Below are 20,464 nucleotides of genomic sequence, written 5' to 3'. Positions count from 1 at the left end.
TCCCGGAAAACACCCCAACCGGGGAAACCTGCATCGCCACGGCGCCGGTCACCCACATGTTCCAGCCATCCGCCCGGCCCCCAACCAAACCCCGGGCGCAGACGGCGTCAGGCCGCCGGAGGAGCCGTCGACCCTCGGACGACGAGGGAGACCGGCAGCAGGACCGACTTACACGGCAACGACGGATCCCGCAACCGATCGATCATCAGTCGTGCCGCCTCCGCGCCGGCGTCGTAGTGCCGGACATGGATCGTGGTCAAGGGTGGCCACACCTTGTCGACGAACGGCATGTCGTTGAAGCCGACCACGCTGATGTCGGCGGGACACGACAGCCCACGTCCGGCCAGTTCCTCGTAGCAGCCGATCGCGAGCAGGTCGTTGGCCGCCATCACCGCCGTGACTCCGGGATGCGCGTCGAGCAGGGTGGCCGTGCACTCGCTCCCGGCCTCCACCCGATAGGCCTCCGCCTCGACCACCGGGCACTGTGCGGGGTTCAAGCCGAACTCGCCGATTTCCAGCCGGAAGGTGCGGCGGCGTGTGACGCCCGTGGACGTGGACGACGGTCCGGCGATGTGGGCGATCCGCCGGTGCCCCAGGTCGTACAGGTGCCGAAAGCCCTGGCGGATGCCGCCGGCATCGTCTCCCGCGACGCTGGAGACCGGATGCTCGGGTTCGACTCGGTTGACGAGGACGGTGGGCACCTCAGCCGCCGACAACGCGGAAACGACAGGGTCGTCGAGTCTTGCCGAGGCGAGGATCAGACCGTCGACCTGGCGGGCGCGCAAGCTCGCGACCTGCTCCTGTTCACGCCGAGGCTCGTCGTCGGTGTTGGCGATGAGCACGTTGTACCCGGCCGCGGCGGCGACGTCCTCGATACCCCTGATGATCGGCGCGAACACCGGGTTGGTGATGTCGGGAACCACCGCGCCGAGGGTCAGGGTGCGGTTCGTCTTCAGACTCCGCGCGATCGGGTTGGGCACATAGCCCAGCCGGTCGGCCGCGTCCCGCACCCGTTTGGCGGTGACGGAGTTGACCATGCCGACCGTCTCGGGGTTCAGAGCACGCGAGGCGGTCCCGACGTGGACGCCCGCCGCCCGAGCGACGTCTCGTAGCGTGGCAGACACGTCTTCAACTCCAGTCGGGACCGTGGTGCGATCCTTGATCGACGTCCCGAGTGCCGGCGGATCCGAGCTCTTCATTCATCGTCGCGCTTGACCGGGACTGCCCGCGACTCGACCTCGATGATACGGCTTGCGACCCGCCACTTGCCGTCCGCGCACCGGGGGAAGGTGTCCGGATGGCTCCTGCCCCCTTGGTGTGATTGGTTCTGTTCTCCCGAAGGTTGCCACCTGGAACGGGCTGCCACGCCAAGGTCCGCTCAGATGAGCAACTGGATCGGATCCTCGATCACCCGCACGAAAGCCGAGAGCCATCTCGCCGCGTCCGCGCCGTCCACGGCACGATGGTCGGCCGAGAGCGTCACCGTCATCACCGAGGCGACCCGCACCGTGCCGTCCTGGGCCACGGGCTCATCCCGGATCGCGCCGACCGCCAGGATGCCGGCCTGCGGCGGATTGAGGATGGCGGCGAACTCCTCGGTGCCGAACATACCGAGGTTGGAGACGCTCATCGTGCCTCCCTCAAGCTCGTGTTGGCGCAGGGCACCCGAGTCGGCTCGCTTGCGCAGGTCCCGTACGGCGGCCGCCACCCCTGCGACGGAGAGACTTTCGACGGATCGGACGACGGGAGTCACCAGGCCTCGCGATGAGGCGATCGCGACGGCGATGTCGACACTCGAGAAGCGCCGGAGCGCGGCGTCGGTCCAGATCACATTCTGCTCCGGAACCAGGATGTGCGCCCGCGCCGCCGCCTTGATCACGAGGTCGTTGACCGACACCCGCGTGGAGGCGTGCCGATTGATGTCGGCGCGGAGCGCGAGGAGTCGGTCGACGCGGCATGAGGCACGCAGGTAGAAGTGGGGCACCTGCCGCTTGCTCTCGGTCAGCCGCCGTGCGATCACGCGCCGTACCCGCGTGTGGGGCTCGTCCACGTAGTCGCCGGCGTGGTCCTGCACACCGTTGCCCACCTCGTCGCCGGCGTCGCGGGCGTCGCCCTGGACCGGTGCCGACGCGGGCGGCCCGGCGGCGAGCGCCCTGGTCGCGATCGCCGCATCGACATCGCGGCGACGGATCCGACCCCGTGGACCCGTGCCGGAAATCTCCTCGATGCCAAGCCCGTGCTCGGCCGCGAGCCGGCGTGCGAGCGGACTCGCGAACACCCGTCGGGGCGGCTCCGGTGCGGTCCGCCCCGTGGTCATCTCCTGCGGCCCGGACACGGACTCGGTCGGCTCCGCCGGGAGCGCCCCGCCGTCCAGGCCGAGCGACGCCAGGTCCGGAACGTCCTCACCCGGTGAGCCGACGACCGCGATCGGGGCGCCGACGTCCACGGACGTGCCACCGGCGACCAGCAGCCTGAGCAGGCAGCCGCCCCGCTCCGCCTCCACGTCGACGACGGCCTTCTCCGTCTCGACCGTCGCGATGGCGTCACCGGCGTCGAAGGCCACCCCGACCTCCACCAACCAGGAGGCGAGAACCGCCTCGGTGGAGTTCGCGAACACCTCCGGCATCCGCATCAGCTCAGCCATCGGACGACTCCTCAGCGGTCAGTGCCTCAATCGCCGCGACGACCTCGGCGGTCTGGGCGATCGCGGCTCGCTCCAGCACCTTGCTGATGCTGGGCGAGGCCTCGCCCCCGGTGACTCGCTCGATCGGCGCGTCGAGGTGGTCGAAGAACCTGCGTTGGATCTCGTCGGCGAGCCAGCCGCCGTAAGAGGTTCCGCGGGGTCCCTGCTCGGCGATCAGCACGTGGTTCGTCTTCTCGACACTGCGGCCGATGGTGTCCCAGTCGATGCTGGCGCGGTCGAGCCAGCGCAGATCGATCACCTCCGCGTCCACCCCGGTCCGTTCAACGGCGTCGAGGACGAAGTTGGTCATCTGGAGGTAGGTGAGAATCGTCAGGTCCGATCCAGGACGCCGCACCGCCGCCTTTCCCACCGGCAGGCAGTAGTCGAGATCGTCGACCGGTGCCGGACCGATGCTGGTGTAAAGGTCGACGTGCTCAAGGACGACCACCGGGTCCTTGCAGCGCAGTGCCGCGTTCATGAGGCCGACGTAGTCGAACGGAGTCGACGGCGCCACGATCCGCCAGCCGGGATTGGTCGCGAAGACGCCGGCCGGGTCCATCGAGTGCTGGGAACCGTAGCCGGTACCCATGGCGACCTTGCTGCGCAGCACGAACGGCACGTCCGACCGGCCGCCGAACATGTGCCTGGCCTTGCCGATCTGGTTGAACAACTGATCTGCCGCGACCCACATGAAGTCGGCGTACATGAACTCCACGACGGGGCGGAACCGGCCGTCCAGGGCGATCCCGCCGCCGAGTCCGGCGAAGGCGTTCTCGCTGATGGGGGTGCCGAGCACGCGATCGGGAAAGTCCTCGGGGAGCCCCCGGGTGGCACCGTTCGTGCCGCCGTTGAGGCGGTGGACGTCCTCGCCCATCACCACGATGCCGGGATCGGTCGTCATCCGCCGATGCATCACCCGGGCTACCGCGGTGATGAACTTCTGGTCCTCGACCGGTCCGGCGAAGGTGTCGGTGTCTTCGATGCGGGCGTCGGCGAATTCGGACAGGTCACCGCGGATGCCGACCTCGGCGAAGGCGGCGTCAGGCCATTCAGATGGCTTGATCCGCTTCTGACCGGGCTTGCCCCCGGGGACCGGCTCGAGGAGCACGTCGCCCACCTCGGCCATCAGGACCTTGGCTGCCGCGGTCACGGACGAGACCTCTTCCTGCGACAGGATGCCGCGACGGATGAGGTGACGGGATACGGCGGCGATCGGGTCCCGGGCCCGCCAGGCCGCCTCCTCGTCCTTCGAGCGGTAGCCGAACGCGCTGCCGGGGAAGCCGCCGTTCTGGTGGAAGTAGCGGTAGACGTCGGCCTCGATGACCGTCGGACCCGCTCCGCCACGCATGTGCTCGACCGCTGCGCGGGTGGTCAGGTACACCGCCAGCGGGTCCATCCCGTCGACCTTCCAGCTGGCCACACCGAATCCGAGCCCCCGCGCCGACAGGCGTGGCTCCGCGGTGGCCTCGTCGACGTGGGTCGAGACGGCGTACCGGTTGTTCTCGATGAAGAAGCACAAGGGGAGGCGCCAGGCACCGGCCAGGTTCATCGTCTCCAGCGTGGAACCGATGTTGACGGCCCCGTCCCCGAAGTAGGTCACGGACACATCGGTCGTGGCGGCGAAGCGGTGCGCCCAGGCGTAGCCGCCGGCGATCGGCACACCGCCGCCGACGATCGCATTGGTGCCGGTGGCACCGGCCGGAAGCCACTGGAGGTGCATGGAGCCTCCGCGACCGCCGCTGAAGCCGCGGGCGAGTCCGCAGATCTCGGCCAGCGTCCGCAGCAGGGCCTCACGGAGGTCCTCGCCGATCGGCTGGAGCAGGTCGAGATCGGGCGAGAGGTGGTTGACGACCTTGGCCAGGAACTGGTGGTGGCCGCGGTGCGACCCGTTGACGGTGTCGGTGCTCCGCAGCGCGAGGACGCTGCCCACCGCTCCGGCCTCCTGGCCGATGCTGGAGTGCACCGGACCGTGGGTCAGGCCGACGGCGGAGAGGTCGAGGACGTACTCCTCGAACGTGCGGATCAGCACCATCTGGTCGAGCATCCGGCGGAGGAGTCCCGCATCGGCGGCGTCCCAGTCGGCCTGGGTCGTCGACAGCCGGACCCACTCCACCGCCGGAGTGAGCTGTTCCCGCGTGGTCATCGCCGCTCCTCGCGCTCGAACGCCTTGCCGTTGGGGTAGGACACGAGTTCCATCTGCAGCCCCCACGGCGCGCGGAAGTACACCCACCGCTGCCCCTCGCTCGGTCCGCTGCTCGCGGTCGGTTCCCCGAGGACCTCGACGCCGTGAGCGTGCAGGTGGGCGAGGGCCAGGTCGAGGTCCTCGACGTACAGTGCGATGTGGTGGCCACCCATGTCGCTGTTGCGGGGCACCTCGCGGCGCTGGTCCGGCGCGGCGTACCGGAACACCTCCAGGGTGACGTCGCCGCAGCGCAGCAACCGCAGCTGCTCCATCACCGCCCGGGGATGCACACCGAGATGGTCGTTCATCCAGTTCCCCGTGTCGTCCCGGTACGGGCCCAGCGTGTAGAGGTGTTCGCACCCGAGCACCTCGATCAGCCAACCGCACGCCGCGTCGAGGTCGGGCACCGTGATCCCGATGTGGTCGACGCCCCGCAGGCCGGGCAGACCGGACCCGCTCACCACTGCACCGCCACGTACTTGGACTCCAGGTAGTCGAGCATCCCCTCGTGGCCGCCCTCGCGCCCGATGCCGCTCTGCTTGACGCCGCCGAACGGCGCGGCCGGGTCGCTGACGATGCCTCGGTTGAGGCCGACCATTCCGGACTCCAATGCCTCGCCGACCCGCAGGCCGCGGGCGAGGTCGCCGGTGAAGACGTAGGAGACGAGTCCGTACTCGGTGTCGTTCGCCCAGGCGATCGCCTCCGCCTCGTCGGTGAAGGTGACGATGGGTGCGACCGGCCCGAAGATCTCCTCACGGAGGATGGGCGCATCGGCGCGGACGTCGGTCAGCACGGTCGGCTCGTAGTAGCAGCCCACCCGGTCCGGCCTGGCGCCGCCGGTGACCACCCTGGCGCCGCTGGCCACGGCGTCCCGCACCAGCTCCTCGACCTTGCGCACGGTCTCCTCGTTGACGAGCGGTCCCACCTCGGAGGCGTCATCGGTTCCGGGGCCGACCCGGAGCGCCTTCATCCGTGCGGCGAGCCGGGTGGCGAAGTCGTCGGCGACCGACTGCTCGACGTAGAACCGATTGGCCGCGGTGCACGCCGATCCGGCGTTGCGCATCTTGGCGACCATCGCCCCGTCGACGGCCGCCTCCAGATCGGCATCGGCGAAGACCAGGAAAGGCGCGTTGCCGCCGAGTTCCATCGAGGTGTTGAGGACGTTGTCGGCGGCCTCGTGGAGCAGGATCCGACCGACCTCGGTGGAACCGGTGAAGGACACCTTCCGCACCCGCGGATCATGGAGCATCGCCGAGACGATGCGACCTGAGCTCCGTGAGGGCAGCACGTTGACGACGCCGGCCGGAATCCCGGCCTCGGCCAGAATCTCGGCGATCGCCAGCGCGGTCAGGGGAGTGTCGCCGGCCGGCTTGAGCACCACCGTGCATCCCGCGGCCAGCGCGGGCCCGATCTTGCGGGTCGCCATCGCGGCCGGGAAGTTCCACGGTGTCACCAGGACGCAGATGCCGACAGGCCGGCGAAGAACCAGGATCTTGTTGCCACCGGAAGGAGCCGTGGACACCGTTCCGGAACCGCGGACGGCCTCCTCGCCGTACCACCGGAAGAACTCCGCCGCGTAGGCGACCTCGCCTCGCGCATCCGCCATCGCCTTCCCGTTCTCCAATGAGATCAGTCGGGCGATCTCCTCCGATCTCGCGGTCAACAGGTCGTAGGCGCGTAGGAGGATGCGGCTGCGCTCCCGTGGCGGCGCCGCCGCCCACGCTGCGGCCGCCGCCTCCGCGGCATCCACCGCGAGCATCGCGTCATCGACCGATGCGTCGGCGACCGAGGCGATGACATCGATCGTCGCGGGGTCGAGCACGTCGAACCGGCTCCCACTGCGGGCCGGTCGGAACATGCCGTTGATGAAGAGGTCAGTGGGCGGGTTCACGTCGAGCTCCCTGACTGAGACAGGTGTGGGTGGGTCAGTATGGATTGGCGATGAAGAGTTCCTGCGCCGGGAACAGGGTGAGGAGACGGCACCCGTCTTCGGTCACCACGACCTCCTCCTCGATGCGGGCCGCCGAGTGTCCGTCATCGGCCGGGCAGTACGTCTCCAGCGCGAACACCATGCCCGGCTGGAGCTCCACCGGCTCTCGAAGACTGTTCAGCCTGGAGATGATCGGGCGCTCGTGCAGGCCCAGGCCGAGCCCGTGGCCGAACTGCAGCCCGAAGGCGGCCATCTCGTCGGCGAACCCGAAGTCGGTCGCGGCCGGCCAGACGAGGGCGACCTCGTCGGTCCCCACACCCGGCCTGATCATCTCGATGGCCGCATCCATCCACTCCCGGGCCCGGGTGTAGGCGCCGCGCTGGGCGTCGGTGGCGCTCCCGACACTGAAGGTGCGGTAGTAGCAGGTCCGATAGCCGTTGAAAGCGTGGATGACGTCGAAGAACGCCTGGTCGCCTGGCCGGATGATCCGGTCCGTGAAGTTGTGCGGATGCGGATTGCACCGCTCGCCGGAGACGGCGTTGATCGCCTCAACCTGCTCCGACCCCATCTCGTAGAGCCGCTTGTTGGCGAGCGCGACGATCTCGTTCTCCCGCACACCTGGCTTGAGCGCCTCGACGATGTCCTGGTAGACACCGTCCACCATCGCGGCGGCCTGGGTCAGCAGCATGATCTCGTCGGTCGACTTGATCTGCCGCGCGTCCAGCATCAGCTGCTGGGCGTCGACCACATGCAGTCCCTGCCGCTGCATCTCGAAGAGGAACGGCGGTTCGACGATGTCGACGCCCACCGGGGCGTCGGCGAGGCCGACGTCGACCAGCAGGCCCTTGATCTGGCGGACCGCGTCCTCCATCAGACCGGCAGACGGAGCGATCGCCCCACGCAGGCCGAGCATCCCGGCATGGCAGTCCTCCGGCTTGAGCCAGGGCGCGAAGAGCCGGTGGTGTCGCGCGGCGGAGCCGAAGTCCCACAACATCGGGTCACCGCCCCGGGTCAGCAGCGCATAGCGGGTCATCTTGTCCGGCAGCGCACCGCCGATCCACGTCTGCGTCGTGTAGCGGATGTTGTAGGCGTCGAAGAGCAGGAAGGCACCGCACTCACCGGCCTCAAGCACCTGCCGGGCCCGGGCCAGCCGGTAGGACCGGAGCCGGTCGAAGTCGACCCGGGTCTCGAAGTCGACGCCCCGATGCCCGGGCGCGGGGAGCGATTGCATGGTCACCGGTTCACTCCCCAGCCGGACCGAGGCCGTCGGTGACGTCGGCGTTCTCCGACTCCAGGACCATCCCGGAGGCCGCGGCCTGCAGATCGAGCAAGATCGCGAAGTCCTCGTCGATCCGGCCGCTGCCCACCGAGGCCTGCACCAGCTGCGCGGTCTGGGCCGCGAGCGGCATCGGCACGTCAAGGCTCCGGGCAGCCGCGAGACCGAGATCGAAGTCCTTGCGCAGCAAGACGGGCGTGAACGTGGGGGTGTAGTCAAGATTGACGAATGCCGGCGTCTTGTAGCGGGTGAAGACCGAGCCCAGCACGCTCTCGTTGAGGAACTCCAAGAAAGCGGCGCGCGAGACTCCGCCCTTCTCCGCGAGAACCGTGATCTCGGCCAGCGACTGCGTCACGACACCGAGGAACAGATTGTGCGCGATCTTGACCAGTCGGGCGCACTCCCCCTCGCCGGCGTAGGTGACACCCTTGCCGATGGCCGCCAGCAGTGCCTCAACCCGGTCGTAGGTGGCCCGCGGGCCGGAGGCGACCAGGGTCAGTCCCCCCGTCTCGGCGACCTTTCCGTTGCCGCTGACCGGGGCGGCAAGAAACGCCACGCCCCGCTTCTCGCAAGCCGCTCGGACCTCCGCCGAGGCCTCGATCGACACCGTGGAACAGTCGACGACGACGGAGGGAACGTTCTCGCCGGCGACGAGCAATCCGTCCTCGCCCAGCAGCACCTGGGTGAGGTCCGCCGACGTGGAGACCATCGTGAACACGACGTCCTGGCCTCGCAGGTCGGCGATGGTGTCCGCGACGGCTGCGCCACGCGGCACCAGCGCCTCGGCCTTCGACCGCGTGCGGTTCCAAGCGGTGAGCGGGAACCCGGCCTCCAGTAGCCGTCCGGCCATCGCGGCGCCCATGCGACCGCATCCGATCCAGCCGACGTTCAGCGACATGTCGGTCACTGGTCCATTCCTTTGCAATCGTTTGCTCTCTTGTCTGAAAAAAATCCGGACCATCGAACGCCGGTCCGGACGGCGCGGATCAGCTCCGGCTGAGCCCCAGGAGGTCGACGGCGTTGACGTCGAGGATTCGATGATCGAATACGTCAGCGAGCCGAATCCTCAGGTACATCAGGCCTCCCGGATGTGCAAACCTTTGCAGTGTGCAAACTGTACGGTCTTGCAAATACCCACGTCAAGCACGTACTAATGGTGTCACAATCGTTTGCACCTTCCACCCCAGAGCAGAGAGATGGCATGCCACTCTCGCTCCGCTCGGACTCCTGCCCCTCACGGCACCGGGCCTGGTCAGACTCACCGAGCGTCCGTCGCAGCGGACACGGGACCTGGAAGCGGCAGCCGGGCGGCGGGACCGAGGCCGGCCGGGCTCTCTCCGTCCAGGAAGATCCGATTGCGCATGCGCTCCACCGCCGGGTCCGGTACGGCCCCCGAGACAGGTGCCTACGCATAGGGATGCGCCGGCCGGGACAGGACCTCGCCGACCATGCCGATCTTGACGATCCGTCCCAGGCACATCACCGCCGCCCGCTCCGCGATCTGACGTACGACCCCGGGGTCGTGGGTGACGAACACATCCGCCAAGTCGAGTCGCCGCCGGAGGCCGCGCAGGAGCTCCAAGATCCCAGCCTGTACCGTGACATCGTGGGCGGAGGGAGCCACAAGAAGCTGATAACCCCTAAGCCTCAGGCCCTCTGCGGCGAAACCGCCGCACCGGGGACTCCAGGAACCGCCCCCGAACCGAAACCACCTCCCCGGCGACGGCGAAACCGCCATACCGGGATCCCAGGAACCGCCCCCGAACCGAAACCACCTCCCCGGCGACGGCGAAACCGCCATACCGGGATCCCAGGGGTCGCCCCCGAACCGAAACCACCTCCCCGGCGACGGCGAAGCCGTCGCACCGGGGTTCCAGGGGTCGCCCCCTGGAAAAAAATTGCGAACAAGTAAGAAGCGAAAAAAGCCGCCCCGAAGGGCGGCTTTTGAGTAGCAAAACCAACTTGGTAGCGGGGGCAGGATTTGAACCTGCGACCTCTGGGTTATGAGCCCAGCGAGCTACCGAACTGCTCCACCCCGCGTCGCTTGTGTTCCCCAAGATTATCCCGCTCCATGCCCGGCTGGCAAATCAAATCGCGCACCGCCGTGTCCGGCGACCTCACCGCGGTAGGGATGGTCGGCCTATTACCTTTTGGTTACCCTGATCGTGTGGCGCGCTTCACACGATGGGTCATCCGCAACGCCGACGGTGCGCTCGCCTTGGTGGCCGCGGTCGCGGCGGCTCTCATCTCCCTTATCGACGTGTTCAGCAACGCCGTCGACCTCAAGATGGACTACATGGAGGAGGCGACGCTGCTGGTGCTCGCCCTCCTGGCGGTGGCGGTCCTGCGGGATCGGAACGCCACGGCGCGGGCGGTGAACGCCACGGCGGCGGTCCGGTTGTTGAACGGGTCCGAGGTGGGACGGGCTCTCGCCGAGGGGCGAAACGACACGCACTACTGGAATTTCAAGGGCGGAACCGGCACTTATCTCCGCGCGGTCACCTTCCCGGAGTGCATCAAAATCGCCCAGTCGGAGAAGCGTCCGCTCCGCATGCAGATCGAGATCATCGATCCGGCCAACGAGGTGCTGTGCAACGCGTACGCCCAGTTCCGGTCCTCGCTGGCACCGGGGCCGGACGGCACGGGCGAGCCGTGGACCTTCGACCGGACCCGCAAGGAGTCGTACGCCACGGTCCTGGCGGCGTGCTGGTATCGCCGACGTTTCACCTTTCTGGAGGTGGAGGTGGGTCTCTCCACGGTGATGACGACGTTCCGCTGGGACATGTCGGCCTCCCGGATCATCATGACCCAGGAGGACGGGACGAGCCCCTCGCTCATGTTCGAGGCGGGCAAACCACACTTCCGGGCGTACAGCCGGGAGCTGGTGGCCAGCTTCAAGCAGGCCCGCCGGATCCCGCTCGACCAGGCGGACGCCGTACCGCTCAGCGAGGAGCCGACGGTCGAGGAGACGCGCAAGCTCTTCGCCGCCGTCAACCTCGATCTCCCTGCGACCATGACGAACCGGGACATCACCGAGATCATCCGAAAGGCCCGGCATCCCAGAAACCCCTACCGATAATGGATCTCACCCGCGCCGAGGAGGCGATCCGCCGGGGCACCGCGTCGCAGTGGACGACGGCCGTGCTGGAGGAGATCGTGCTGGGCAAGCGCCTGGAGATCGCCGCGGTACGGCATCCGCTGGGCTTTCTCTGCCTGCCGATCGAACGTTCCGGCGAGGACGGGGTCTGTGTGCATCTGTGGAGCCCGTCGCTCCCCGAGATCGAGCCGACCACCTCCCCGGTGCACGCGCACAGCTGGGACCTGCTCAGTCACGTGCTGTACGGAGAGCTCCGCAACAACCTCTTCCACATCGTCGACGCCCCGGAGGGGCCGTACCGTCTCTTCGAGGTGATCAGTGGCGCCGACGAGGACGAAATCCGCCCCACCGAGCGCTTGGTGTCATGTCGGCTCGCCGGATCGGAGATCCATCGAGCGGGCGACACATATTCCCTCCCCACCGGGAGATTTCATACCACTGAGGTCGAGGGGACCGCGGTCACCCTCGCCTTGGGCCAGGGTCGGCCGGGCACGGTGGATCTGTCGCTCGGCGATCCCGACGTTTCACCGCATCGGGTACGGCGCCTGCGCGATCATCCCGAGGAAACCCTCGTCACCATAAAAATGATCATGAGATGGCTCCGGAAGCAGTGAACTAGGAGGCACGGGGATGCGGTTGGACACCGGACACGCACGACAGGTGGCGGTGGAGGCCGCCGAGGCGGCAGGGCACCTCCTCCTCGAAGGACGCCGCAAACACTTCGACATCCAGGCCAAGGGCACGGCGGGAGACCTCGTCACCGACCTGGACCGCAGGTCGGAAGACCTGATCATCTCGCGGATCCGCCGCGACTTCCCCGGCCATCGGATCGTCGCCGAGGAGTCGGGCGTCCTGGACGCCGCCGACGACCGGTGGACCTGGCTGGTCGACCCCCTGGACGGCACCAACAACTTCGCGGTGAAACTCCCGATCTACGTTGTGGGGATCTGCCTCTGCGAGGACGGCGTCCCGATCGTCGGGGTCGTGTACGACCCGGAGAACGGCGAGACCTGGTCGGCCGTCCGGGGCGAGGGGGCGCTCGGCCCGACGGGAACCGCCCGCCGTGCCCCCTACGTCCCGGCGCGGCACGGCCCCAACATCGCCTGGACCCAGGGGCACACCGTGCACAAGGACGACGGCACGGCCCGCGCCCTTAAAATGATCTTGATGCAGGGCTCCCGGCGGCTCTACCAGCTCTGGGCGCCGCTGATGTCCTGGGCCATGCTCGCCCGTGGCGACATCGACGGATTCATCGGATATCGGGCCGGCATCGTGGACCTGCCGGCCGGGATGCTCATCGCCCAGGAAGCCGGGATGGCCGTCCGCAACCTCGACGGCACCCCCTACGACGAGTGGCTCGACCCCACCTCGGCGGAGCGAAGCTTCGTCGCCGGTCACCCCGAGCTCATCGACGACCTCCTCACCCAGGTCAAGACCGCGCACGCCGTACAGGGCCGGCTTGAGGAACTTTTCAGCCCCTGACGTGTGCACGGCCTGGCGGCCCCGACTCCACGCCGTAGGCGAAACACCACAAACCCGGTCAAGGCCACGCCGACGCGCACGCGGTACGGTCCCGCGCCCCCGCCGGGTGATCGTCGCGCTGTCCGCACCCCCCACGGACCACACATCACAACGATCACCCGACGACACCAGGGCCGGAACGCCACCGCCCAAACCCGAAGAACACCACCACGACCAACCCGGCGCAGCCCGTACCCCCGACAGCTCATGATCGTCGCGCTGTCCGCACCCCCCACGGACCACACATCACAACGATCACCCGACGACACCAGGGCCGGAACGCCACCGCCCAAACCCGAAGAACACCACCACGACCGACCCGGCGCAGCCCGTACCCCCGACAGCTCATGATCGTCGCGCTGTCCGCACCCGCCACGGACCACACATCACAACGATCAGATGGACGAAACGATCAGATGGACGATGTGCGGGAGTGTCGCGGCCCGGTTCGAGGCTCACGGCGACGCTTGCGCCGTACGACGACTCGGGGCGAGACGATCACGCGGTGAGCGGGAGCACGGCCACGGTGAGGGCCAGGGCGCACAGGGCGAGGGCCGCGCCGGTGAGCATGAAGCGGCGGAGGGGGACCCGGACGCCGTAGATCGCGCAGGACTCGAACCAGAGCAGCGTGGCGAGCGAGGCCCACGGGGTGACGAGGGAGCCGACGTTCGTGCCGATCAGCAGCGCGACCAGCTGGTCTCCGTTGGCCGGAGGGATCGCCGCCTCACCGGCCGTGTACGCGGGCAGGTTGTTGATCAGATTCGCGAGCCCCGCCCCGGCCGCGGCCGCACGGTACTCCCCCGCGACGTTCCCCTCGGTGCCGATCAGCGCGATCATCGCCTCGGCCAGGCCGTGGCGGCTCAGCGTCGGCACGACCAGGAACAGCCCGGTCACGAAGATGAGCAGCTGCCAGGGGACGAGGTCGAGCCGGAGGCGCTCCCGTCCCCGCCAGGCGAAGAAGGCCACCACGATCAGCGCCGCCGCGGCCGACGCCCAATGGATCTCCACCCCGGCGAGGATCGCGACGATGAAGCCCAGGCAGGCCACGGCGGCCGGCCAGAGCAGCAGCGGATCCTTGACGGCGACGGGGGCCGGCGGCTCGTAACGGCTCACCCCGCGCCGCCCGCGCCGCCAGTAGCAGACCCAGAGGAAGACCATGGTCACCGCGATGGCGGCGATCTGCGCTGCCCACATCCGCGCGGCGAACGCGGTGGGGCCGAGGTCGATCCGGTCGGCGGCGAGGAGGTTGGTGAGGTTGGAGACGGGCAGGAGCAGGCTCGCGGTGTTGGCGAGCCAGACCGTGGTCATGGCCAGGGGCAGCGCGGCGATGCGCGCGGTCTGCGCGAGGGCGAGCATGACCGGGGTGAGCAGCACCGCCGTGGTATCTAAATTCAGAAATATCGTGACTAACGATGCGAATGCCACGCATAGGAGAAAAAGGGTGGCATAGTTACCGCGACCGAGGATCGCGACACGGGTGGCGATCAGGTCGAAGACCTGTGCCTCCTTGGTCAGTTTGGCCAGGACGATAATCGCGGCCAGGAAAAGCAGCAACGGCGCGATCCGGCCGAGGTTCTCCCCCGCCTCACGCGCCGGAAGCAAGCCGGTGACGACGCATCCGATCCCGGCGGCGAGCAGGCCGACGCGGATCCAGTCCAGGACGCCGAACGCCGGGAGCCTGAGCCGGGGTGAAACCCGGCCCGGGAGGTCGGCGCGTTCCGCCGCCTGCTCGCCGTCCACCGTTCCCCGCCCTCCTTCGGCACATCCGACATGATCGCATGTCACCGTGGGGCTCTCCACTCTCCCCACCACCCACAAAATCCTGAAATATCCGAACTACGTGGTTACTGCCACCAGCACAAAACCCGAGGAATCCCCTAAATCCCTCATTCGCCCGGCTGCCCGCAGCACTCAGTGGGATTGGAGAAATCTACGCAACGTCTACCGCAGCCGGGATACTGAAGGAATGACACGCCGAGGGGGGCTCCCGGAACTCGAAGGTGGAATCGACTTCTTCATCAGCTATTCGGTGGTCAACGAGCGGTGGGCCACCTGGATCGCCTGGCAACTGGAGAGTGCCGGATACCGCACGCTGATCCAGGCGTGGGACTTCGTCCCCGGCACCGACTGGGTGCACTTCATGGACCGAGGGGTCAGGGAGTCCACCCTGGTCCTCGCCCTCCTGTCCCCGAGCTACCTCGCCTCCCCCAACTGCGAACGCGAATGGCGCGCGGTCATGGGCACGGATCCGGGCAAGCTCCTGACCGTCCGGATCGAGGAGTGCCGGCTCGGCGGCCTCCTCTCCACGATCACCTACCTGGACCTGCTCCGCGCCGACGACGCCGAGCACGCCCGCGTGCTCCTGCTGGACCGGCTCACCCACGCGCTCCGCGGCCGGGCCAAGCCACCCGCCCAGCCCGGCTTCCCGGGTGATCCGCACCAGGGGACACCGGCGCCGGAATCGCCCCGCGGCCGGGTGACCCGCGCCCGCCGTACCCCCGCCATGGCCCCCGGCTACCCCCACGACCTGGACGACTCCGGCTCCCCGCGCGCCGAGGTGAGCATCCTGCACGTGGCGGGTCCGCGGTTCGGACGCGGCCTCGTCGACGAGGACGAGCCCCTGGACGCGGGTGGTCTGCAGGCCCGGATCTGGGCCAACCTCTCCCAGCTGGTCGACGTGGGCGCGCCGCGGCCGGATCTGCTCGTGGTGAGCGGCGACCTCACCGAGTCGGGCCGCCCGAGCGAGATCGACGAGGCGATCGCCTTCCTCACCGGGCTCCGCGCGCTGCTGGGGCTGGAGCCGCATCGGCTGGTCGTGGTGCCGGGCAGCCACGACGTGTCCAAGGCGGCCTGCCTGTCGTACTTCGCCGACTGCGAGGCCCGGGAGGTCGCGCCGCTGCCGCCGTACTATCGCAAGCTCGAACACTACGCGCGGCTCTTCCACGAGCTCTACGCCGGCCTGGACAATGTGATCTTTGACAGCGCGCAGCCGTGGAGCCTGTTCGCCATGCCGGACCTGCGGCTCGTCGTCGCCGGGCTCAACTCGACGATGGCGGTGACCCACCTCTCCAAAGACGACTACGGCTGGATCGGGGAGGCGCAGGCCACCTGGTTCGCCGAGCAGCTGCGCCCGTACGAGCAGGCGGGCTGGCTGCGGATCGGGGCGGTCCGGCACGATCCGGCCCCGGGCTCGGGGCCGGTCGGCTCCCATCCGGCGCTGCTGCGGGACGCGGGCACCCTCGACCGGCTGCTCGGCCGCCGGCTCAACCTGCTGCTGCACGGACCCGGACCGGGCACCACGGACGTCGACTACCTCGGTTCCGACCTGCCGGTGCTGCCCGGGGCCAAGGCGGGGCGGGACGAGATCATCCATCTCACCGCGGACGGGCTGACCCGGTGGTCGGTCTACGACGGGCGGCGGGAACACCTGGACCGCCCGTGGGCCGCCGCGGGCGGCACGTTCTCCGCGCCGCAGGACGAGGACTCCCCCGAGCTCGCCGATCCGGTGGAGCAGGCCGAGCCGATCCGGCTCTCCGATCCGACCAGCCTCCTGCTGGACCGGGTGGCCGAAGTGTGCCGGACCCGCCACGATCGGGTGAAGATCCGCCATGTCGCCACAGATCCCCCGCATCTGCTGGTCACCCGCCAGGACGACGGGTTCAACCCGCAGTGGCGGATCGGCGCGCACGTCGGCGACCCGACCCGGGAGGTGATCGAGGCGTTCGCCCGGCACGCCGAGGGCGAGGGCGAGCTGGTCTACCAGGCGGCGAGCCGGGCCTCCGAGGCGCTCCGGGAGGAAGCGGTGCGGCGTGGGGTACGGCTGCGCAGCTTCACCGAGTTCCAAGGCCTGCTCGACATGCGGGACTACGTGACGAAGCAGACGGTACGGCTGCGCACCGACCGCCGCTACCCGCCCGGCCTGTACGTGCCCCAGCGTTTCCGCCGGCTCGACGACCCCGGCGCCCCCGTCCGAGAGGACCTCGTCGCGGAGCTGGTTGACCTGGTCACCGCCGAGCACGGCAGGTTCGTCCTCGTGCTCGGGGACTTCGGCCGGGGCAAGACCTACTCGCTCCGCGAGGTGGCCCGGCGCCTCGGCGAGCAGCGGCACGACCTCATCCCGATCCTCATCGAGCTCCGCGCCCTGGACAAGGCGCATTCGGTGGAGGGGCTGGTCGCTGCGCATCTGGCCAACCACCACGAGGAGCTGATCGACCTCAAGGCGTTCCAGTACATGCTGGGGCAGGGGCGGATCGTCCTGCTCTTCGACGGCTTCGACGAGCTCGTCACCCGGGTGACCTACGATCGGGCGGCCGACCACCTGGACACGCTGCTCCAGGCCGCCCAGGGCCGGGCCAAGATCGTGGTGGCGAGCCGTACCCAGCATTTCCGTTCCGACGCCCAGGTCTTCACCGCGCTCGGCGAACGGGTCGGTCTCCTCCCCCATCGGCGGATCCTCAGCGTCGAGGAGTTCAGTCCGATACAGATCCGGAGCTACCTGGTCAACCTCTACGGCCGGGAGTCCCAGGCCGACGCCCGGCTCGATCTGATCAAGAGCGTGGAGGACCTGCTCGGGCTGGCCAGGAACCCCCGCATGCTCAGCTTCATCGCGCAACTGAGCGAATCCCGGCTCCGCTCCGCGGCCCAGGCCACCCACACGATCAGCGCGGCCCTGCTGTACGAGGAGATCCTCACCGCCTGGCTGCGGTTCGAGGAGCATCGGACCTCGGGGGTCCCCGGCGCCGCCGGTGGGCTGCGCCTCCCGGACCTGTGGCAGGCGGTCACCACGCTCGCGCTCCGCCTGTGGGACGGCGGTGAACCCTATCTCCGCGCCGCGGAGCTGAACGAGATCGCGGGCACCCTGCACGAGCTGGCCGACCGGCTCTCCCCGGAGCAGCGCGCGCACGCCATGGGCGCCGGGAGCCTGCTGGTCAGAACCGACGAGGGCCTGTTCGGCTTCATCCACAGCTCGGTGGCCGAATGGCTGGTGGCCAACGCGGTGGCGCAGCAGCTCCGCGAAGGGGTCGCCAGCCCGCCGCAGCTGATCCGCCGCCCCCTCACCCAGCTCACGATCGACTTCCTCTGCGACCTGGCCGACAGCCGGCTCTGCCAGGACTGGATCGACCGGGTGCTGGGCGACGCCGAGGCGGACGAGGTGGCGCGGGAGAACGCGATAAAGATCAGCACCCGGCTCCGCACCCCGCCCTCGGCCGCGCTGCGGGGCGCCTCCCTCCAGGGTCAGGACCTCTCGCATCGCCGGTGGCAGGCCGTCGACCTGACCGGGGCGGACCTCACCGGCGCCCGGCTGGTCGGGACCAACCTGACCGGCGCCACCCTGCGCAAGGCCAACCTGACCGGCGCCCGGCTGGACGAGGCGATCCTGGTCGGCGCGGACCTGACCGGCGCCGACTTCACCCGGGCCCAGCTCCCCCGCGCCGACCTCCGGGACGCGATCACCGCGGGGAGCCGGTGGACCAGAGCCGCGTTGATCAACGTCAAGGGCTCCCTGAACGGCCCGGAGTTCCGGGGTGCGTCGGTCGCCCCGGGGCGGCCGATCCACATGGAGTTCTCCCCCGCCGAGATCGGGGTGCCGCACGGCTTCGACGCCGAGCTGGGCCGGCTCCCCCTCCCGCTCTCCTACAGCCGGGACGGCGGCACACTGGCGATCGGGAGCCGCGACGGCGGGGTGATGATGTGCGACAGCTTCACCGGGCAGCCGCTGCGCACCTTGCAGGGACACCGGGGCCGGGTCTTCGCGGTCGTCTTCGGGCCCGCGGGTCTCCGGCTGGCCACCGGGTCCTCCGACGGCACGGTCCGGCTGTGGGACGCCGCCACCGGCGAACCGCTGCACGTGCTCGCCGGCCACGAGAGGTGGACCTGGCCGGTGCTGTTCAGCCCGGACGCGTCGTTGATCGCCACCGGGGACGCGGCGGGGGTGCTGCGCCTGTGGGACACCGCCACCGGCGACCTGGTCTCCGCGGAGCCCGGCGGCCACGGGCCCATCTTCACCGCCTCGTTCCACCCGGACGGCCGCTCGCTCGCCACCGGGCATCGGAGCGGGGCGATCCTGATCCGCGACCCGGTCACCGGCGAAGCCCAGGTCGGTCCCCCGGCCGAGCCGGGGACGATCTACCGGGTCGCCTTCCGGCCGGACGGCGAGCTCCTCGCGGTCGGCGGACAGGACGGAAGCGTACGGCTGTGGCAGGGCGACCGGCTCCGCCACACGTTGAGCGGCCGGACCGGGCACATCTACACCCTCAACCACCACCCGCGTGAACCGTTGATCGCCGTGGGGGACACCGGGGGAAGCATCCGCATCTGGGACACCGACACCGGGCAGGTACGGCATACGCTGGCCGTGCATGAGGCCGCCGTCTACTGGGTCGTCTTCGACCCCTCCGGCAAGCTCCTGGCCAGCGGGGACAACGCGGGAGGAGTCCACCTCTGGGACGTGCGGACCGGGGAGCCGCGGCACAGCCTGCGCGGCCACACCGGCTCCATCTGGCCGTTCGCCTTCCGGCCGGACGGCGCCCAGCTGGCGGTGAGCGACGACCAGTTCACCACCCGGCTCTGGGACACCGCGACCGGCCAGTGCCGTCATATCCTGCGCGGACACGGCCGCCAGGTCACCTCGGTCCGCTTCAGCGCCAGCGGCCGATCCCTCGCCACCAGCTGCAACGACGGGATAGTCCGGATCTGGGACCCCGCCTCCGGAAACCTGAAACGGTCGCTCCGCGGCACCGAGGACCGGCTGGTCGTCCTGCAGACCGCGGTGTTCAGCCCGACCGCCCCCCGGCTCGCCACCGTCAGCAACGACGGCCGGGTCAACCTGCTCAACGTGACCACCGGATACTACGAACGCTATCTGGAGCTCGGCACGCCGTCGGTCTGGGCGGTCGAGTTCAGCCCCGACGGGGAGGTCGTCGCCACCGCGAACGACGACGACACGGTCTGCCTGTGGACCCGGTCCACCGGACGTCTCCTGCGCACCCTCACCGAACACCGGGGACGGGTCAGGTCCATCGCCTACCACCCCTCGGGCACCGTCCTGGCGACCGGATGCGACGACCGCAGGCTCCGGCTGTTCGACGCCGAGTCCGGCCGGCTGCTGACCACCATGACCGGCCACACCGATCGGGTCTACTCCATCGCGTTCCACGGCGAGCGGCTCGCCAGCGGCTCGTGGGACGGCACCGTCAGGCTGTGGGACGCCAGATCCGGCCGCCCCGTCGCCGAGCCGATCACGCACGGCGGGCGGGTGTGGACGATCGCGTTCAACCCCGACGGCACCCTGCTCGCGACCGCCGGAGACGATCTGACCATCCGGATCTGGGACCCGGAGACCGGCCGGCTGGTCCACACCGTCGCCGGGCACACCCGGAGCATCTGGTCGGTGGCCTTCAGCCCCGACGGGAGCCTGCTGGCGAGCGGGAGCGACGACGGCACCACCCGCCTGTGGGACATGACCGGGGAACCCCGGCTGCGGCTCACCCTGCTCGGCCTCCCCGAAGGCTGGGCCGCCATCGCCCCCGACGGCAGGTACAAGACCGACGGCATGGTGAGCGGCCACTTCTGGCACGCCGTCGGCACCCGCCGCTTCGAGCCCGGCGAACTCGACGACCACCTCCCCGAGGTCCGCCGCCTCCCGATCGAAGCCTCCTTCACCGACGACCCGCCCCCGCCTCCCGGAGTCTGACGCCGCGTTCCGTCACGGGCTCTCCGACCGTGCCGGGTACGGCCGGCGGCTCGGCGAATCGGGTTGAGCCGGAAAACCGAAC

The 20,464-nt window shown here is 69.5% G+C and carries 13 protein-coding genes and 1 tRNA gene; 4 read left to right on the top strand and 10 right to left on the bottom strand.

Annotated features, from left to right (window positions below):
• Window positions 1–107: 107 nt before the first annotated feature.
• The 9 genes from RUR_RS15120 to RUR_RS15080 form a co-directional block, all read right to left on the bottom strand.
• Window positions 108–1,124: a LacI family DNA-binding transcriptional regulator gene (locus tag RUR_RS15120; RefSeq protein WP_283135654.1), complete on the bottom strand. Its 1,017-nt coding sequence runs from the start codon at window positions 1,122–1,124 to the stop codon at window positions 108–110.
• A 254-nt stretch (window positions 1,125–1,378) separates the two neighbouring features.
• Window positions 1,379–2,644, bottom strand: a complete 1,266-nt coding sequence (locus RUR_RS15115; protein WP_283135653.1) for a 2-oxo acid dehydrogenase subunit E2 — start codon at window positions 2,642–2,644, stop codon at window positions 1,379–1,381.
• The gene (locus tag RUR_RS15110; RefSeq protein ID WP_283135652.1) at window positions 2,637–4,826 is read right to left on the bottom strand and encodes an alpha-ketoacid dehydrogenase subunit alpha/beta; all 2,190 of its coding nucleotides are present in this window, start codon (window positions 4,824–4,826) and stop codon (window positions 2,637–2,639) included. Before RUR_RS15110 ends, RUR_RS15115 begins: the two co-directional genes overlap by 8 nt.
• The gene (locus RUR_RS15105; RefSeq protein WP_283135651.1) at window positions 4,823–5,326 is read right to left on the bottom strand and encodes a VOC family protein; all 504 of its coding nucleotides are present in this window, start codon (window positions 5,324–5,326) and stop codon (window positions 4,823–4,825) included. The genes RUR_RS15110 and RUR_RS15105 overlap by 4 nt, the downstream gene beginning before the upstream one ends.
• On the bottom strand, window positions 5,323–6,723 hold the full coding sequence (locus RUR_RS15100; RefSeq protein WP_283135721.1) for an NAD-dependent succinate-semialdehyde dehydrogenase: 1,401 nt from the start codon (window positions 6,721–6,723) through the stop codon (window positions 5,323–5,325). Before RUR_RS15100 ends, RUR_RS15105 begins: the two co-directional genes overlap by 4 nt.
• 67 nt (window positions 6,724–6,790) lie before the next feature.
• Complete coding sequence (locus RUR_RS15095) at window positions 6,791–8,026, bottom strand: M24 family metallopeptidase (RefSeq protein WP_283135720.1); 1,236 nt, start codon at window positions 8,024–8,026, stop codon at window positions 6,791–6,793.
• A 10-nt stretch (window positions 8,027–8,036) separates the two neighbouring features.
• Window positions 8,037–8,969 carry an NAD(P)-dependent oxidoreductase gene (locus RUR_RS15090; RefSeq protein ID WP_283135719.1) on the bottom strand — a complete coding sequence of 311 codons (933 nt, stop codon included), beginning with the start codon at window positions 8,967–8,969 and terminating at the stop codon, window positions 8,037–8,039.
• Between the two features lie 507 nt (window positions 8,970–9,476).
• Window positions 9,477–9,653, bottom strand: a complete 177-nt coding sequence (locus RUR_RS15085) for a hypothetical protein (RefSeq protein WP_283135650.1) — start codon at window positions 9,651–9,653, stop codon at window positions 9,477–9,479.
• A 381-nt stretch (window positions 9,654–10,034) separates the two neighbouring features.
• Window positions 10,035–10,111: transfer RNA gene (locus RUR_RS15080), tRNA-Met, on the bottom strand.
• A gap of 127 nt (window positions 10,112–10,238) precedes the next feature.
• On the opposite strand from RUR_RS15080, the gene RUR_RS15075 reads away from it, so the two are divergent.
• The 3 genes from RUR_RS15075 to RUR_RS15065 are packed head-to-tail and all read left to right on the top strand — an operon-like array spanning window position 10,239 to window position 12,650.
• Window positions 10,239–11,150: a hypothetical protein gene (locus RUR_RS15075; protein WP_283135649.1), complete on the top strand. Its 912-nt coding sequence runs from the start codon at window positions 10,239–10,241 to the stop codon at window positions 11,148–11,150.
• On the top strand, window positions 11,150–11,782 hold the full coding sequence (locus RUR_RS15070; protein WP_283135648.1) for a hypothetical protein: 633 nt from the start codon (window positions 11,150–11,152) through the stop codon (window positions 11,780–11,782). Before RUR_RS15075 ends, RUR_RS15070 begins: the two co-directional genes overlap by 1 nt.
• A gap of 16 nt (window positions 11,783–11,798) precedes the next feature.
• The gene (locus RUR_RS15065) at window positions 11,799–12,650 is read left to right on the top strand and encodes an inositol monophosphatase family protein (RefSeq protein WP_283135647.1); all 852 of its coding nucleotides are present in this window, start codon (window positions 11,799–11,801) and stop codon (window positions 12,648–12,650) included.
• Between the two features lie 537 nt (window positions 12,651–13,187).
• On the opposite strand, the gene RUR_RS15060 is transcribed toward RUR_RS15065, so the two are convergent.
• Window positions 13,188–14,429: an ArsB/NhaD family transporter gene (locus RUR_RS15060; RefSeq protein ID WP_283135646.1), complete on the bottom strand. Its 1,242-nt coding sequence runs from the start codon at window positions 14,427–14,429 to the stop codon at window positions 13,188–13,190.
• A gap of 226 nt (window positions 14,430–14,655) precedes the next feature.
• Here RUR_RS15060 and RUR_RS15055 point away from each other — a divergent pair, with 226 nt between their 5' ends.
• Window positions 14,656–20,382, top strand: a complete 5,727-nt coding sequence (locus RUR_RS15055) for a WD40 domain-containing protein (protein WP_283135645.1) — start codon at window positions 14,656–14,658, stop codon at window positions 20,380–20,382.
• Window positions 20,383–20,464: the final 82 nt, after the last annotated feature.

The sequence above is a fragment of the Rhizohabitans arisaemae genome, from assembly GCF_025996515.1.
Lineage (GTDB): Bacteria > Actinomycetota > Actinomycetes > Streptosporangiales > Streptosporangiaceae > Rhizohabitans > Rhizohabitans arisaemae.
Note: the sequence above shows the minus strand (reverse complement) of the source record. Positions and strands in the feature narration are given on the sequence as shown.

Coding starts and splice junctions, on each gene's coding strand:
- RUR_RS15115 (WP_283135653.1), bottom strand. CDS start 2,644: ATGGCTGAGCTGATGCGGATGCCGGAGGTGTTCGCGAACTCCACCGAG.
- RUR_RS15110 (WP_283135652.1), bottom strand. CDS start 4,826: ATGACCACGCGGGAACAGCTCACTCCGGCGGTGGAGTGGGTCCGGCTG.
- RUR_RS15100 (WP_283135721.1), bottom strand. CDS start 6,723: ATGTTCCGACCGGCCCGCAGTGGGAGCCGGTTCGACGTGCTCGACCCC.
- RUR_RS15095 (WP_283135720.1), bottom strand. CDS start 8,026: ATGCAATCGCTCCCCGCGCCCGGGCATCGGGGCGTCGACTTCGAGACC.
- RUR_RS15090 (WP_283135719.1), bottom strand. CDS start 8,969: ATGTCGCTGAACGTCGGCTGGATCGGATGCGGTCGCATGGGCGCCGCG.
- RUR_RS15070 (WP_283135648.1), top strand. CDS start 11,150: ATGGATCTCACCCGCGCCGAGGAGGCGATCCGCCGGGGCACCGCGTCG.
- RUR_RS15065 (WP_283135647.1), top strand. CDS start 11,799: ATGCGGTTGGACACCGGACACGCACGACAGGTGGCGGTGGAGGCCGCC.
- RUR_RS15055 (WP_283135645.1), top strand. CDS start 14,656: ATGACACGCCGAGGGGGGCTCCCGGAACTCGAAGGTGGAATCGACTTC.